This is a genomic window from Amycolatopsis sp. cg9, from assembly GCF_041346945.1.
Lineage (GTDB): Bacteria > Actinomycetota > Actinomycetes > Mycobacteriales > Pseudonocardiaceae > Amycolatopsis.
Map to the genome: position 1 here is coordinate 1,599,956 of NZ_CP166850.1, position 13,873 is coordinate 1,613,828.

The following is a 13,873-nucleotide window of genomic DNA, read 5'->3' on the forward strand; positions in this document are numbered from 1 at the left end:
GCTGTTCACCCACGCGGCGGCTGGCGGCGGCTCCCCGTTCATGCATGGCCGCCGTTTTTGCTTGTATGACAGCGTTTTCGTGGTTTCCCGTGGAACCAAGCGGACCGGCTGACGTCGGTGTCCACCGAACGGTGGACAGCCGGATTCAGCTGAGCGTTGCTCACGATCGAGGCCGCGAGCGGCCAGGCTTGAGCCATGACCACAGCAGTGAGCGTGCGCGGCCTGCGCAAGCAGTACCCCGGTCACCTGGCCGTGGCCGGGCTGGACCTGGACATCGCCCGGGGCGAGGTGTTCGCCCTGCTCGGCCCGAACGGCGCCGGGAAGACCACGACCGTCGAGATCCTGGAGGGCCACCGCCAGCGCACCGCCGGTGACGTCACCGTGCTCGGGGAGGACCCCGGCAAGGCCGGCCGCGCGTGGCGGTCGCGGATCGGCATCGTCCTGCAGACCGCCAACGACGCCGCCGAGCTGAGCGTCGCGGAGACCGTGCGGCACTTCGCGAAGTACTACCCCGACCCGCGCGACCCGGACGAAGTCATCGACAAGGTCGGGCTCACCGCGAAGGCCGGGACCCGCGTGAAGTCGCTCTCGGGCGGGCAGCGGCGCCGCGTCGACGTCGCGCTCGGCATCATCGGACGGCCCGAACTGCTCTTCCTCGACGAGCCGACCACCGGCTTCGACCCCGAGGCGCGACGGCAGTTCTGGACGCTCATCGGCGACCTCGCCGACGAGGGCACCACGATCCTGCTCACCACCCACTACCTCGACGAGGCCGAGGCGCTCGCCGACCGCGTCGCCGTGATCGCGCGCGGCGAGATCGTCGCGCAGGACACCCCGCGCAACCTCGGCGGCCGGGCCGTCGCCGAGGCCACCGTGCGGTGGGTGGACGAACGCGGCGAGCACGTCGAGCGCACGGCGTACCCGACCAAACTCGTCACCGAGCTCTCCGCGGGGGGTAGGGAGCTCGCGAACCTGACCGTGACCAGGCCGAGCCTGGAGGACATCTACCTGGACCTGATCGGAGACAAAGCATGACCACCCTCGCCCTACCCGGCGCGCTTTCACTGGGGCTGGCCCGCGGCGGCACCGAGCTGCGGCAGTTCTTCCGGCACAAGGAACAGGTGGTCTTCACCTTCTCCCTGCCCGCGGTGCTGATGATCCTGCTCGGGTCCATCCTGGACGGTCCGACCGCGCTCGAGGGCGTCACCTCCGGGCAGCTGCTCGCGGCCGGGATGATCGGCTCCGGCATCGTCTCGACGTCGTTCAACAGCATCGCGACCGGCGTCTCCGGCGACCGCGAATCCGGGGCCCTCAAACGCCTGCGCGGCACGCCGATGCCGCCGGCGTCCTACTTCATCGGCAAGATGGTGCTGGTCGCGGTGTCCAGCCTGGCCCAGACCGTGCTGATGGCCGGCGTCGCGGTGCTGCTCTTCGGGCTCGAACTGCCGTCCGACCCGGCGAAGTGGCTGACGCTGCTGTGGGTGTTCGCGCTCGGCATCGTCTCCTGCACGCTGCTCGGGATCGCGATCAGCGCGCTCGCCAAGTCCACCAACGGCGCGGTCGCCATCGTGCAGATGCTGTACTTGGTGCTGCAGTTCATCTCGGGGGTGTTCGTCTCGCCGATCACCAACCTGCCGAAAGTTATGGTGGACGTCGCTTCGTTCTTCCCCCTGAAGTGGATTTGCCAGGGCTTCCGGTCGGTGTTCCTGCCGGACGCCGCGGTGCGGATGGAGATGGCTGGGTCATGGGAGCTCCCGCGGGTGGCGCTGGTGCTGGGGATCTGGTGCGTGGTGGGCGCGGTGCTGGCGCGGCTGACGTTCCGGTGGACCGACGCGAAGTGAAGGACGCCTGGGACCGGTTCAACTGGCTCTGGGAGATCCTCTTCGCGGTGGCGTACCTGGCCACGACGGTGCTGGTGGTGCTGGACGAAGCCGATCCGGTGCGCACCGCCGTCGCGGTCGGGGCGCTCACCGCGCTCGCGCTGACCTACCTGCTGTGGGGCCGCCGGGTCGTGCGCGACGAGGGGCACCTGCCGCAGCGGTGGACGCTGGCGCTCGTGGTCCTGGCGCTGGTCGCGGTCGCGATGTTCGCCAACACGACGACCAGCTTCATCCTGTTCATGGTGTGCCCGCTGCTGTTCTCGACGCTCGAGTTCCGGCCGGCCGCGGTGCTGACGACGATCGCGATCCTGCTGAGCCCGGCGTCGGCGGTCCTCAACGACGGGCTGGCCGGGCCGACGCTGCACATCCTGCTGCCGATGACCGCGATCCTGATCGTCTTCGGGATCCTGTCCGGCAAGTTCATCCTGCACGTCATCGAGGAGAGCCGGGCGCGGGCGGACCTGATCGCCCGGCTCGAAGCGAGCCAGGCCGAAGTCGCCCGCCTCTCCCGGGAAGCGGGCACCGCGGCCGAACGCGAACGCCTTGCGCGGGAGATCCACGACACGCTCGCGCAGGGGTTCACCAGCATCGTCACCCTCGCCCAGGCCATCGAGTCCGAAGTGGACGCCGACCCGGCCGCGGCGCGGCGGCACGCCGAACTGGCCGCCCGGACCGCGCGCGACAACCTCACCGAGGCCCGCGCGATGGTCGCCGCGCTGGCCCCGGCCGACCTGACCGCCGGCTCGCTCGTCGACGCCGTCCGGCGGCAGGCCGACCGGCTGGCGGACGAGACGGGCCTCACCGTGCGGTACGAAGTGGACGGTGCGCTGCCGGCGCTGCCCATGGCCGGTGAAGTCGTCCTGCTGCGGGGCGCGCAGGAGGCGCTGAACAACGTCCGGCGGCACGCGGCCGCGTCGGCGGTTTCGGTCACCCTGTCCGTTGTGGACGATTCGGTCCGGCTGTCCGTCCGCGACGACGGCGCCGGCTTCGCCCCGGACCGCGCCGACGGGTTCGGGCTGCGGGGCATGCGGTCCCGCGCCGAGCAGGTCGGTGGCAGACTGAGCGTCCGGAGCGGCCCCAGCGGCACCGAACTCAACTTGGAGGTGCCCGCTTGATCCGCGTCCTGCTGGTCGACGACCACCCGGTCGTCCGCGAAGGTCTCCGCGGCATGCTCGAAGCCGAACCCGACCTGACGGTGGTCGGCGAAGCGGGCTCCGGCGACGAAGCCGTCGCGCTCGACCGCGTCGCCGAACCCGACGTCGTGCTGATGGACCTGCGGATGCCCGGCCTCGACGGTGTCGGCGCCACCAAGCGGATCCTGCGTGACCGGCCCACCCGCCGGGTCGTCGTGCTCACGACGTACGAAACGGACGCCGACATCCTGCGCGCGGTCGAGGCCGGCGCGTCCGGCTACCTGCTGAAGGACGCGTCCCGCACGGAACTGGCGAACGCGATCCGCGCGGCGGCCCGCGGCGAGACGGTGCTGGCGCCGTCGGTGGCGGGCAAGCTGGTGAACCGGGTCCGCAACCCGGAGCCGCAACCGCTTTCGGCGCGCGAGGTGGAGGTGCTGCGGCTGGTCGCGAAGGGCGGCACGAACGCCGACATCGGCCGCGCGCTGCACATCAGCGAAGCGACGGTGAAAACGCACCTCCTCCGGGTCTTCGGCAAGCTGGGCGTCTCGGACCGCACGGCCGCGGTGACGACGGCGATGGCGAGGAACCTGCTCGGCTGAAGGGGACGTTGCCGGCATCTGATGCGACGAAAGTCCCCTTCAGCTCATCACATGCACTGAACGTCCCCTTCAGCGCGGCCCGGGACCTGCTTCTCCCGCCGCCGCGCGGCAGAATGCCTTCATGCTTGAGTCGACCGAACACGCCCTGCTCCGCCGGATCGCCCACGAGCAGGCCGCCTGCCGGGCGCCGTCGCTGGTCGCCGCCGTGGTGCGGGACGGCGAAATCGTCTGGTCCGGTGGCCGGGGGCGCGTCGGGGACGCGCGGCCCGGCACCGACACCCAGTACCGGCTGGGCTCGATCACCAAGACCATCGTGGCCACCGCCGTCATGCGGCTGCGCGACGAAGGCCTCCTCGACCTCAACGACCCGCTCGAAAAGCACGTCCCCGGCACGCCGTTCGGCGCCGCCACCGTCGCCCAGCTGCTGTCCCACACCTCCGGCCTGACGTCCGAATCGCCGGGCCTGTGGTGGGAGCGGACCCCGGGCGCCGACTGGGACGCCCTCGTCGGGAGCCTCGCCGAGGGCGCGACCAAGCACCGGCCGGGCGCGAAGTTCCACTACTCGAACGTCGGCTACGGCGTGCTCGGCGAGCTCGTCTCGCGCCTCCGCGGCAAGGGCTGGCTCTCCGTGCTCGACGAGGAGGTCCTCGGCCCGCTCGGGATGACCCGCACCACCCCGCACCCGACCGGCGAGCACGCCGACGGCTTCGCCGTGCACCCCTTCGCCGACGTCCTGCTGCCCGAGCCGAGCCCGGACGCCGGCGCGATGGCGCCCGCCGGGCAGCTGTGGTCGACCGCGCGGGACCTCGGCCGCTGGACGGCGTTCCTCGGCGGCCACGGCGGCGGGGTCCTGGCGCCGGAGACCATCGAGGAAATGCGGACCATGGTCACCGTCGACGACACCGACGTGTGGACGACCGGCTTCGGGCTCGGCCTGATGCTCGTGCGCTACGGCGGCCGCCGGCTGGCCGGGCACACCGGCTCGATGCCCGGCTTCCTCGCCGTCACGCTGGTCGACCCGGTCGCGCAGACCGGCGCGCTGGTGCTCACGAACTCGACGTCCGGCGTCGGCATCACCCAGCTCTGCCTGGACCTGATCACGACGACCGACGAGCGGGAACCACGCTTGCCCCTCGAATGGGAGCCCGCTCCCGTCGACCCGGAGCTGCTGGCGCTGACCGGGCTCTGGCACTGGGGCCCGACGCCGTACCACCTGCGCGTCCAGGGCGAAGGGCAGCTCCTGCTGGCGCCGGTCGAGGGCGCCGGGCGCAGCTCGCGCTTCCGCGTGACCGGGAAGGACACCTACGTCGGCCTCGACGGCTACTACTCCGGCGAGACGCTCGAGGTGGGCCGCAACGCCGACGGCGTGGCCACCCACCTCGACCTGGCGACGTTCGTCTTCACGCGCACGCCGTACGACCCGGCCGCGCCGGTCCCGGGCGGCGTCGAGGACTGGCGCTGAGGGGAGCCGGGCCCCGCTCACACCCCCAGGGCGGTGGTGAGCGGGGCCCTCAGGTCAGCGCGGCCGTGCCCGCCGCGTAGGCGACGGAGGCGGCGAACCGGGTGGCGAGGCGCTTGCCTTCGCCCCAGTCGAACAGGCCGAACTTCAACTGGGTCTGGACGGTGATCGTGGACCCGGCCGCCGACGGCGAAACCGTCGCGGTGACGACCTGGCCCCAGCTGAAGAAGGTCATCCCGGTGCGGCAGGTGACGTACCCGCGCTGGGCGTCGTAGAACGGGCCCTGCCCGCCGATCGCCGTGACCCCGGCGGGGAGCGCGTTCCACAGCACCTCGGGCGGCACCGGGAAACTCTGCTGCACTGTCGTCATGGCGGGCCAACCTACCGGGCCGCGCGAGCGCCGGGCACCGTGTTTTTCCGGTCACGGCGGTGGACGCCGAACTCGCCGACGGCGTAGTGGTCGCCGTCCGGGAGGCCGATGACGAGGTGCTCCGAAGGCCACCCGGCCAGCCACAGCCGGCGGCGGCCGGCCAGCTCGGCGGCGACGTCGGCGGGGGCCGCGTCCAGGTGGAACTTGATCCGCCGGCCATCGGGCAGCACGGCCCAGCCGTCGACCGGCTCCCCGGGCCGCACGTCGAACGCGGCGGCGGCCACCGGCGACCGGCGGCCGTCCAGGCACCGCGCGATCTCGGCGAGGTCGGAGCGCCACCCCGCCAGGCCCAGCACGACCAGCAGGCTCGGCACCGGGACGAGCACCGGCAGCCAGCCGCCGTCGAGGACGATGGCCGCCACCTCGGCGGCCACGGCGAGGGCGGCGGCCGTCCAGAGCGTCGCGGTCCGGGCCCGGAGCCGCCACCGCACCCGGGAGCGCCGCCTCAGCCGGACGCGGCGATCGCGGACCGGGCGGTCCTCGCCGGTCACCCACCACGGCAGCCGGGGGACGAAGACCAGCGCCAGCGTCGCCGCGAAGCCGACCGGCAGGCCGATGGCGGTGGTGTCGGTCCAGCCCTCGACGAGGAGGTGCACCGCGGCCACCACCGCGAACCAGGCGAAAAAGTACCAACGAGGCTTCATCGATTCCACATGTCGGACACCCGGCCACCTCTGTTAGCAGCCCGATCCCGACCTGAGAGACTGGCCACATGACCGACGCTGAGTTGACCATCCCCGCAGACCTCAAGCCGGCCGACGGCCGCTTCGGCTGCGGACCGTCGAAGGTCCGCGCCGAGCAGCTGAGCGCACTGGCGGAGTCCGGCTCCACCTACCTCGGCACGTCGCACCGGCAGAAGCCGGTCAAGTCCCTCGTCGGGCGCGTCCGGGCCGGCCTGTCCGAGCTCTTCTCGCTGCCCGAGGGCTACGAAGTGATCCTCGGCAACGGCGGCACCACCGCGTTCTGGGACGCGGCCGCCTTCGGCCTGGTCCGCGAGCGCGCGCAGCACTTCACCTACGGCGAGTTCTCCTCGAAGTTCGCCACCGTGACCAAGGGCGCGCCGTTCCTGGCCGACCCGATCGTCGTCAAGGCCGAGCCGGGCAGCGCGCCGGACATCGCCTACGAAGCCGGTGCGGACCTCGTCGGCTGGGCGCACAACGAGACGTCCACCGGTGTGGCCGTGCCGGTCCGCCGCCCCGAGGGCAGCGAGGGCGCGCTCGTCGCGATCGACGCCACCTCCGGCGCCGGCGGCCTCCCGGTCAAGGCCGAGGACTTCGACGTCTACTACTTCGCGCCGCAGAAGTCGTTCGCCGCGGACGGCGGGCTGTGGATCGCGCTGGCCTCCCCGGCCGCGGTCGAGCGGATCGGCGAGATCGGCGGCGGCGACCGCTGGATCCCCGAGTTCCTGTCGCTGACCACCGCGCTGGACAACTCCCGCAAGGACCAGACGTACAACACCCCGGCCGTGGCCACGCTGTTCCTGCTCGCCGAGCAGATCGAGTGGATGAACGGCCAGGGCGGCCTCGAGTGGACGACTTCGCGCACGAAGGACTCGTCGTCGCGGCTGTACGAGTGGGCCGAGAAGACGAGCTACACCACGCCGTTCGTGAAGGACGCGGACCTGCGCTCGCAGGTCGTCGGCACGGTCGACTTCAGCGACGACGTCGACGCCGCCGCGGTGGCGAAGGTGCTGCGCGCCAACGGGATCGTCGACACCGAGCCGTACCGCAAGCTGGGCCGCAACCAGCTGCGCGTCGGCCTGTTCCCGGCCATCGACCCGGACGACATCACGAAGCTCACGCAGAGCATCGAGTACGTGGTCGAGCGGCTCAGCTGACCCGGGACTCCGCGGAAGGGACCTTCGCCGCTTCGGCGGTGGGGGTCCCTTTCTTCGAGGTCAGGCGGCGGGCGCCGAACGCGGCGAGAGCCAGCAGCGCGAGCCCGTACAGCTCGTAGGACTCCGTCGCCAGCCACCAGCCGGGCGACGGGGCCGGGCGCGGGGCGAACCACATCGGTCCGACGATGAACAACGCCAGTCCCGCGACGACGACCCCCACCGCCACCCACCGGACCGCCCGGTCGCAGCGCCACGCGTACCACCCGGCGAGGACGAGGACCGGCACGCACCACGTCCAGTGGTGGGTCCACGAGATCGGCGAGACCAGCAGCCCGCCGAGCGCACAGGCGGTGAGCCCGAGCACCGGCTCGGCGGCGCGCACGATGATCACCGCGACCAGTGCCATCACGGCCAGTGCGGCCAGCACCCACACGAACTCCGGCAGGCCGGCGCGCACGGTCAGGCCGTGCAGCGACTGGTTCCCGACGTAGTCCACGCCGCCGATGCGGCCCGCGTCGAAGACGAGCTTCGTCCAGTACGTGAAGGACGCCGACGGGCGGACCAGCCACAGCAGCGCCCCGGCGGCCAGGAAGCCGACGACCACCCGCGCGGCCGCCTTGAAGTCGCGGCGGAACAGGAAGTAGACGACGAACACGGCCGGGGTCAGCTTGATCGCCGCGGCCACGCCGATCAGCAGGCCCTTCGTCCGCTTCCGCTCGCCGGGCAGCAGCACGTCGAGCACCACCAGCACCATGAGCAGCGCGTTGATCTGCCCGAAGCCGAGCGTCGAGCGCACCGGCTCCAGCAGGGCGCCGGCGAGCTGCGCGCCGATCGCGACGAGCGCGGCCACGGCCCGGCCGGTGACCTTCGACGCGTCGGTGAGCGAACCGTTGAGCGTCGCGACGTACAGGTAGGCGACGACGCCGGTCGCGAGGATCGACGCGATGCTGACCAGCTTCATCGTCACCGCGAACGGCAGCAGCGTGCCGGGCAGGAACACCGCCGCGGCGAACGGCGTGTACGTGAACGGCAGCAGGATCTGGTGCGTGGTCGGCACCCAGGCGTCGTACGGCGAACCCTGCTGCGCGAGCGCCTTGGCGCCGCCCAGGTAGACCTCCAGGTCCAGGCCGTCGAACCGCTTCAGGACGAGGACCAGGACGACCGCGGCGACCTCGAGCGCCGCGAGCGCCACCACCAGCCTTCGACCCGACCACCCAGCCACCGCGTCCCCCTCGAACCAGGTCTCCGACCGGCCGAGATTACCGGGCGCTCAGCAGCAGCCGCGCACCGGCAACCGCACTGACCTGGCGTTCGCCGCGGCCGGGCGGCTCGCCGCGGCCTCGGCGTCGGCGAACATCCGGGCCCGCCTGGCCCGGTCGAGCACGCGGCCCGCGGTGACGACGGTGTCGATCCGCCGGACCGCGCGGATGTCGGCGAGCGGGTCGGCGTCCAGCAGCACCAGGTCGGCGGCCTTGCCGGGGCTGATCGTCCCCATGGTGTCCGCCCGGCCGAGGAACGCGGCCGCGTCGCGGGTCACGGTCTGCAGCGCCCGCCTCGGCGTGAGCCCGGCCTCGACCAGGAAGTCCAGCTCGTCGTGCAGGCTGAAGCCGGGGAAGACGTACGGGTTCTGGCAGTCGGTCCCGCCGAGCAGCCCGACGCCGGCGCGGTACGCCTCCCCGGTGAGCCGCAGCTGCGCCTGGAAGTACTCCTCCTGCTGGGCGATCTGCTCCGGCGTGACCGGCGTGAAGAGCGTGAGCCGGTCGGCCCAGTAGTCGCGGATCTCCTGCGAGACGTACTTGAGCCGCGGGTCGTGCGCGTAGGTGTCGGCGGGCTTCGAAATGACGCGGTTGACCGCGAACGTCGGGGTCAGCCGGCTGCCGAGCGCCTTCAGCCCGGCGAAGTGGCGCTCGGCCGTGACCGGGTCGTAGGCCTGGGCGGCCTGCCGGTCGAGTTCGCGGGCGAGGTTGAAGAAGTCGCGCGGGGCCTTCGGGTCGAACGGCTTGGCGTCGAGACGGGCGAAGAACTCGTCGCGGCGGCCCGAGGTCGCGATCGGCAGCCCGAAGGAGTGCTCGAAGCTGCGCTGTCCGTAGCGGGCGGCTTCCAGCTGCCCCATCCGGTACGGCCAGTGCCCGGCGAAGGTGAGGCCGAGCCGGTCGCACTCGTCGGCGATCGCGGTGAAGCACTCCCGGGGCAGGTAGAAGTACACCTTGACGAAGTCCGCGCCCTGGGCCGCGGCGGTCCGGACCGCCGCGCGCGCCTCCTCGGCGTTCGCGACCTGGGTGATCGGCGGGCCGAGCAGGGAGACCGGCCCGTCGATGATCGCGCTGGCCAGCACGACCCGCGGGCCGAGCAGCTCGCCGCGGACGATCTTGTCGCGGGTGGCGCGGTTCTCGGCGTAGCCCTGCATCTCCCGGATCCCGGTGACGCCGTTGGCCAGGAACAGCGGCGGCCACACCCCTTCCATCTCGATGCCGTGGGCGTGCATGTCCCAGAGCCCGGGCACGAGGAAGCGGCCACGGCCGTCGATCACCCGGGCGGACCCGCGAAGCGGCACTTCGGCGGCCGGCCCGACCCAGGCGATCCGGTCCCCGACCAGCACGACCGCGGAGTTCGGCCGGGCGGGCCCGTCGGTGCCGTCGACGACGGTCGCCCCGCTCACCACGACGACGTCGGTACCGGCCGCGGCGGCCTCCCGCGCGAACACCGCGGGTGCGATCCCGGCGGCGGCCAGCCCCGCGCCCGCCGTGGCCAGCCACCGCAGGAAGTCCCGCCGGTTCGCCTCGACTCGCACCAAGCCCACCCGCCCCTTCGATCACGACCCCGGTGCCCATTCAACGCGGGCGCGATCGAGCGCGAAATCTTCCAACGTGCTGAATGCCGGGCAGCGTGTAACCCGCCACCCGGCATCCGTGTCACCGCACCCCGGGTCAGGCCAGCGCCTGCGTGGGCGGCAGCCGGGCCGCCCGCACCGCCGGGTACGCCCCCGCCACGGCCCCCACCAGCGCCGCGACCCCGACCCCACCGGCCAGTGCCCCCACCGGCAGCACCGCCGGCCACCCCTGGCTCAGCGCGTACCCCGCCGTCACCAGCACCCCGGCCAGCACCCCCGCCAGGCCGCCCAGCCCGGACAGCAGCACCGACTCGGCCAGGAACTGCCCGCGGACCTGCCGCTTCGTCGCGCCGAGCGCGCGGCGGAGACCGATCTCGCGGCGCCGCTCCAGCACCGAGATCACCATCGTGTTCGCCACCCCGACGCCGCCGACGAGCAGCGCGACCCCGCCGAGCCCGAGGAACAGCGCGCTGTACGTCGTGTCCGTGAGCTTCTGCGCGGCGAGCGCGTCCGACGGGCGGCGCACCTCGACCTCGTTGGGCGCCTGCGGGTTCAGCGTCGCCGCCAGCACCGACCGCACACTGTCCACTTGGGACTCTTCGGCGCGGACGTACACCGTGGACGGGTGGCCGTCGAAGCCGAGCAGCCGCTTCGCGACGTCCCAGCCGACCAGCGCCGACCGCTCGATCTCCGGTGCCAGCGGCATCGGCGCCAGTATCCCGGCCACGGTGAACCACTGCGTCCCGATCAGCACCTGCGGCGGGCGGGCCGGGTCACAGCTGTCGTTCGGGGGCTCCGGGTGGCGGAGTCCCCGGCCTGGGGCGGAGCCCCGGATGCCACAGTGGTCGATGCCGAGCCGGGCCGCGGCCTGGGAGCCGAGCACCACCACCGGGTAGTCCTGGTTGGCCGCTGCCAGGAACGCGCCCACGCGGACCTTGCCGCCGAGCACGGCCAGCAGGTCCGGCCGCGCCGCGTACACGGCCAGCCCGGAGGAGTCGTTCGGCGCGATCTTGTCGCTGCGCCGCACGTTCGCCGACGTCGTCCCGGTGCCGCTGACCGCCTGCACCGGGCCGATCCGCTTGGCCATCGGGACGGCGTCGTCCGGCAGCGTCGCGGTGTCCCCGAACAGCGTCTGCCCCGGCCCGGCGGTGAGCAGGTTCGTGCCGAGCGCGGCCAGCCGGTCGTGCAGCGCCTGCGCGCCGGACGCCGGGATCGCCAGCACCGCGACCATCGCGGCGACGCCGATCGCGATGCCCAGCGCGGAAAGCACCGCGCGCACCGGCCGCGTGCGCATGCCGTGCGCCCCGAGCGCCACGACGTCCGGCGTCTTGAGCCGGGCCGGTTCCGGCAGCGTCACCAGCGTCATCGCGCACCCACCAGGCCGGTGTCCAGCCGCAGGTGCCCGTCGAGCAGCTCGATCCGGCGCGGCATGCCGGCGGCGATCTCCCGGTCGTGGGTGATCACGACGATCGTGGTGCCCTCCGCCGACAGCTCCCCCAGCAGCGCCAGCACGGACGCGCCGGTGCCGGTGTCGAGGTTGCCGGTCGGCTCGTCGGCCAGCAGGATCGACGGCTCGTTGACCACCGCCCGCGCGATCGCGACGCGCTGGCGTTCCCCGCCCGACAGCTCGCCGGGCCGGTGCCACGCCCGGTGCCCCAGCTTGACGCGGTCGAGCGCGACCAGCGCCCGCTCGCGCCGCCGCCGTCGCGGCACCCCGGCGTAGAGCAGGCCGGTGCACACGTTGTCCACCGCACTCATCCCTTCGTCGAGGAAGAACTGCTGGAACACGAACCCGATCCAGCGCGACCGCAGCGCGGAGACCTTGCGGTCCGGCAGCGCGGCGACGTCGTGGCCGTGCAGCTCGATCCGCCCCGACGACGGCCGGTCGAGAGTGCCCATCAGGTGCAGCAGCGTCGACTTGCCGGACCCGGACGGGCCGACGATCGCGACCATTTCGCCGTCCTCGAGCGACAGCGAGACGCCGTCGAGCGCGGCGACGCCGCCGGGGTAGGTGCGCGTGACCTCGTGCAAGCGCAGCACGGGTGTCACGACGTCGTCACCACCCGCAGGCCCGCGGTCAGGCCGTCGCCGGTGACCTCGACCTTGCCACCGCTGAACAGTCCGGTTTGGACAGCCACCAGCCGGCGCTTCCCGTTCTCGTCGACCTCGACCGCGTACCCGCCTTCGGCGAGCGCGAGCAGCGCGCCGACCGGGACCGCCAGCACGCCCCGGTGGACGTCCTTGGTGAACCGGACGCTCGCCGGCGACGAGTCGAGCGTGCCGCCCGCGGCCGGATCGTCGAGCCGGACGGCCACGGTGATCGTGGGCTTGCCGTCGTTGTTGCCCGCCGCGTCCTTGCCCTCGACGGCGGACCGGCCGACGTCGGTGATCGTCCCCGGTGTCGTCTTGCCGTTGATCGTCACGGACGCCTTCGCGCCCTGCTGGGCGAGGTCCTGCTTGGCCGCCTCGAGCTTCACCTGCACCGACCGGACGGTCCCGGTCGTCTTGAGCACCTCGCCCTGGGCCGGCGAGCCGGGCTTGGCGGCGAGCGACGACACCCGGACCTCGCCCGCCGCGAGCACGACGTCGCCCTGGCCGAACGCGCCGGTCTGCTCGAGGCCGAGGGACTTCTGCCACTTCTTCAGCGCGGCCGCCGTCGCCGAGGTGAACTTCTTGTCCGGCGTGCCGAAGCCGCCGAAGCCGCACGCCTTGAGGTTCTCCTCCAGCTGCTTGACGTCGGCGCCGTCCTCCGCGCCGGCGGCGAGGTCGCGGTAGAACGGGAGCGTGCCGTAGAACAGCGGCACCGGCTTGGCGTCCACTCCGTACACCGCCTGGCAGCGGGTGATCTTGGCGCCGGCCGCGGGCAGCGACGTGATCGTGCCGGGCTTGCGGCCCTGGACGGTCTCCTCGTCGCCGTAGCCGAGGGTGCCGTCGGCTTCCTCCTCTTCACTGAGGTCGGTCTTGACGACCTCGGCGGTCTCCACCGGCGGCGGCGCGGCCTCCTTGACCGGCGTCGCGCTCGACACCCGGGTCAGGACCACGACGGAGCCGGTGCCCAGCACGACGACGAGGACCGCGGCCGCGACGAACCAGCGGGTCCGGCCGCGACGACGCGGCTTGAGTTCGGTCACGTGGGTCATCCCGCCGGTGCCGCCTTCACGCTCATGCCGAGCCCGCACGCCTTCGCGGCCTCTTCGAACTTCTTCGGGTCGTCGCCCGGCCCGCCGATCCGCGCCGTCCCCTTGCCGCTCGGGTCCGGGTCGGGCATGTCGATGCCGTGGTCGCGCATGCACTTGGCGTCCTTGCGCATCTTGTCCAGCTCCTCGGCGCTCGGCGGCTTCATCTCGCCGCCGTTGGGCATGAGGTGCCGGCACGCCTTCTGCGCGGCTTCGATCTTCGAGACGTCGGCGCCGTCGCCGCCCAGGGTGATCGCCATGCCGCCGCCGTCGCCGGCCGGCTTGGGGTCGGGCATGTCGACGCCGTGCTCGCGCATGCACTTGGCGAAGTCGCGCATCTTGTCTTCGTCGCTCTTGCCGCTGTTGTCGGCCGCCGTGGGCCCGCCCGACTTCGGCGGCGTCGAGATCGAAGCCACCTTCGACCCGTCGTCCCCCTGGCCGCCGCAGCCCGCGAGCAGCAGCGCCGCCCCGATCGCCGCGACGACGATCCGTGTCCGCATCGGCTCGCTCCTTTCGTTGTCGGTCGGGT

The 13,873-nt window shown here is 72.8% G+C and carries 14 protein-coding genes; 6 read left to right on the forward strand and 8 right to left on the reverse strand.

Going from position 1 to position 13,873, the window contains the following annotated elements; genetic code table 11:
• Positions 1 to 195 precede the first annotated feature (195 nt).
• The 5 genes from AB5J73_RS07230 to AB5J73_RS07250 all read left to right on the forward strand — a co-directional run bounded on the left by AB5J73_RS07230 (position 196) and on the right by AB5J73_RS07250 (position 5,074).
• The gene (locus tag AB5J73_RS07230) at positions 196 to 1,035 is read left to right on the forward strand and encodes an ABC transporter ATP-binding protein (protein ID WP_370968923.1); all 840 of its coding nucleotides are present in this window, start codon (positions 196 to 198) and stop codon (positions 1,033 to 1,035) included.
• Positions 1,032 to 1,841, forward strand: coding sequence for an ABC transporter permease (locus tag AB5J73_RS07235; protein ID WP_370968924.1), 810 nt, complete (start codon positions 1,032 to 1,034; stop codon positions 1,839 to 1,841). The genes AB5J73_RS07230 and AB5J73_RS07235 overlap by 4 nt, the downstream gene beginning before the upstream one ends.
• Positions 1,838 to 2,995 carry a sensor histidine kinase gene (locus AB5J73_RS07240; protein ID WP_370972990.1) on the forward strand — a complete coding sequence of 386 codons (1,158 nt, stop codon included), beginning with the start codon at positions 1,838 to 1,840 and terminating at the stop codon, positions 2,993 to 2,995. Before AB5J73_RS07235 ends, AB5J73_RS07240 begins: the two co-directional genes overlap by 4 nt.
• Positions 2,992 to 3,612 carry a response regulator gene (locus AB5J73_RS07245; RefSeq protein ID WP_370968925.1) on the forward strand — a complete coding sequence of 207 codons (621 nt, stop codon included), beginning with the start codon at positions 2,992 to 2,994 and terminating at the stop codon, positions 3,610 to 3,612. Before AB5J73_RS07240 ends, AB5J73_RS07245 begins: the two co-directional genes overlap by 4 nt.
• A 121-nt stretch (positions 3,613 to 3,733) precedes the next feature.
• Positions 3,734 to 5,074: a serine hydrolase domain-containing protein gene (locus tag AB5J73_RS07250; RefSeq protein WP_370968926.1), complete on the forward strand. Its 1,341-nt coding sequence runs from the start codon at positions 3,734 to 3,736 to the stop codon at positions 5,072 to 5,074.
• Positions 5,075 to 5,123: 49 nt separating this feature from the next.
• On the opposite strand, the gene AB5J73_RS07255 is transcribed toward AB5J73_RS07250, so the two are convergent.
• The gene (locus AB5J73_RS07255) at positions 5,124 to 5,441 is read right to left on the reverse strand and encodes a hypothetical protein (protein WP_370968927.1); all 318 of its coding nucleotides are present in this window, start codon (positions 5,439 to 5,441) and stop codon (positions 5,124 to 5,126) included.
• 11 nt (positions 5,442 to 5,452) lie between these two features.
• Positions 5,453 to 6,145, reverse strand: a complete 693-nt coding sequence (locus AB5J73_RS07260) for a hypothetical protein (protein WP_370968928.1) — start codon at positions 6,143 to 6,145, stop codon at positions 5,453 to 5,455.
• 68 nt (positions 6,146 to 6,213) lie between these two features.
• On the opposite strand from AB5J73_RS07260, the gene serC reads away from it, so the two are divergent.
• Positions 6,214 to 7,338, forward strand: coding sequence for a phosphoserine transaminase (gene serC / locus AB5J73_RS07265; RefSeq protein ID WP_086856325.1), 1,125 nt, complete (start codon positions 6,214 to 6,216; stop codon positions 7,336 to 7,338).
• Here the strand turns inward: serC and AB5J73_RS07270 are convergent.
• The 6 genes from AB5J73_RS07270 to AB5J73_RS07295 all read right to left on the reverse strand — a co-directional run bounded on the left by AB5J73_RS07270 (position 7,331) and on the right by AB5J73_RS07295 (position 13,844).
• Positions 7,331 to 8,533, reverse strand: a complete 1,203-nt coding sequence (locus AB5J73_RS07270) for a glycosyltransferase 87 family protein (protein ID WP_370968929.1) — start codon at positions 8,531 to 8,533, stop codon at positions 7,331 to 7,333. The two genes, serC and AB5J73_RS07270, sit on opposite strands and share 8 nt — an antisense overlap.
• A gap of 75 nt (positions 8,534 to 8,608) precedes the next feature.
• The gene (locus tag AB5J73_RS07275) at positions 8,609 to 10,129 is read right to left on the reverse strand and encodes an amidohydrolase family protein (RefSeq protein ID WP_370968930.1); all 1,521 of its coding nucleotides are present in this window, start codon (positions 10,127 to 10,129) and stop codon (positions 8,609 to 8,611) included.
• A gap of 136 nt (positions 10,130 to 10,265) precedes the next feature.
• The gene (locus AB5J73_RS07280; protein ID WP_370968931.1) at positions 10,266 to 11,534 is read right to left on the reverse strand and encodes an ABC transporter permease; all 1,269 of its coding nucleotides are present in this window, start codon (positions 11,532 to 11,534) and stop codon (positions 10,266 to 10,268) included.
• Positions 11,531 to 12,217, reverse strand: a complete 687-nt coding sequence (locus AB5J73_RS07285) for an ABC transporter ATP-binding protein (RefSeq protein WP_370968932.1) — start codon at positions 12,215 to 12,217, stop codon at positions 11,531 to 11,533. Before AB5J73_RS07285 ends, AB5J73_RS07280 begins: the two co-directional genes overlap by 4 nt.
• Positions 12,214 to 13,308: a peptidoglycan-binding protein gene (locus AB5J73_RS07290; RefSeq protein WP_370968933.1), complete on the reverse strand. Its 1,095-nt coding sequence runs from the start codon at positions 13,306 to 13,308 to the stop codon at positions 12,214 to 12,216. The genes AB5J73_RS07285 and AB5J73_RS07290 overlap by 4 nt, the downstream gene beginning before the upstream one ends.
• On the reverse strand, positions 13,305 to 13,844 hold the full coding sequence (locus AB5J73_RS07295) for a hypothetical protein (RefSeq protein ID WP_370968934.1): 540 nt from the start codon (positions 13,842 to 13,844) through the stop codon (positions 13,305 to 13,307). Before AB5J73_RS07295 ends, AB5J73_RS07290 begins: the two co-directional genes overlap by 4 nt.
• Positions 13,845 to 13,873: the final 29 nt, after the last annotated feature.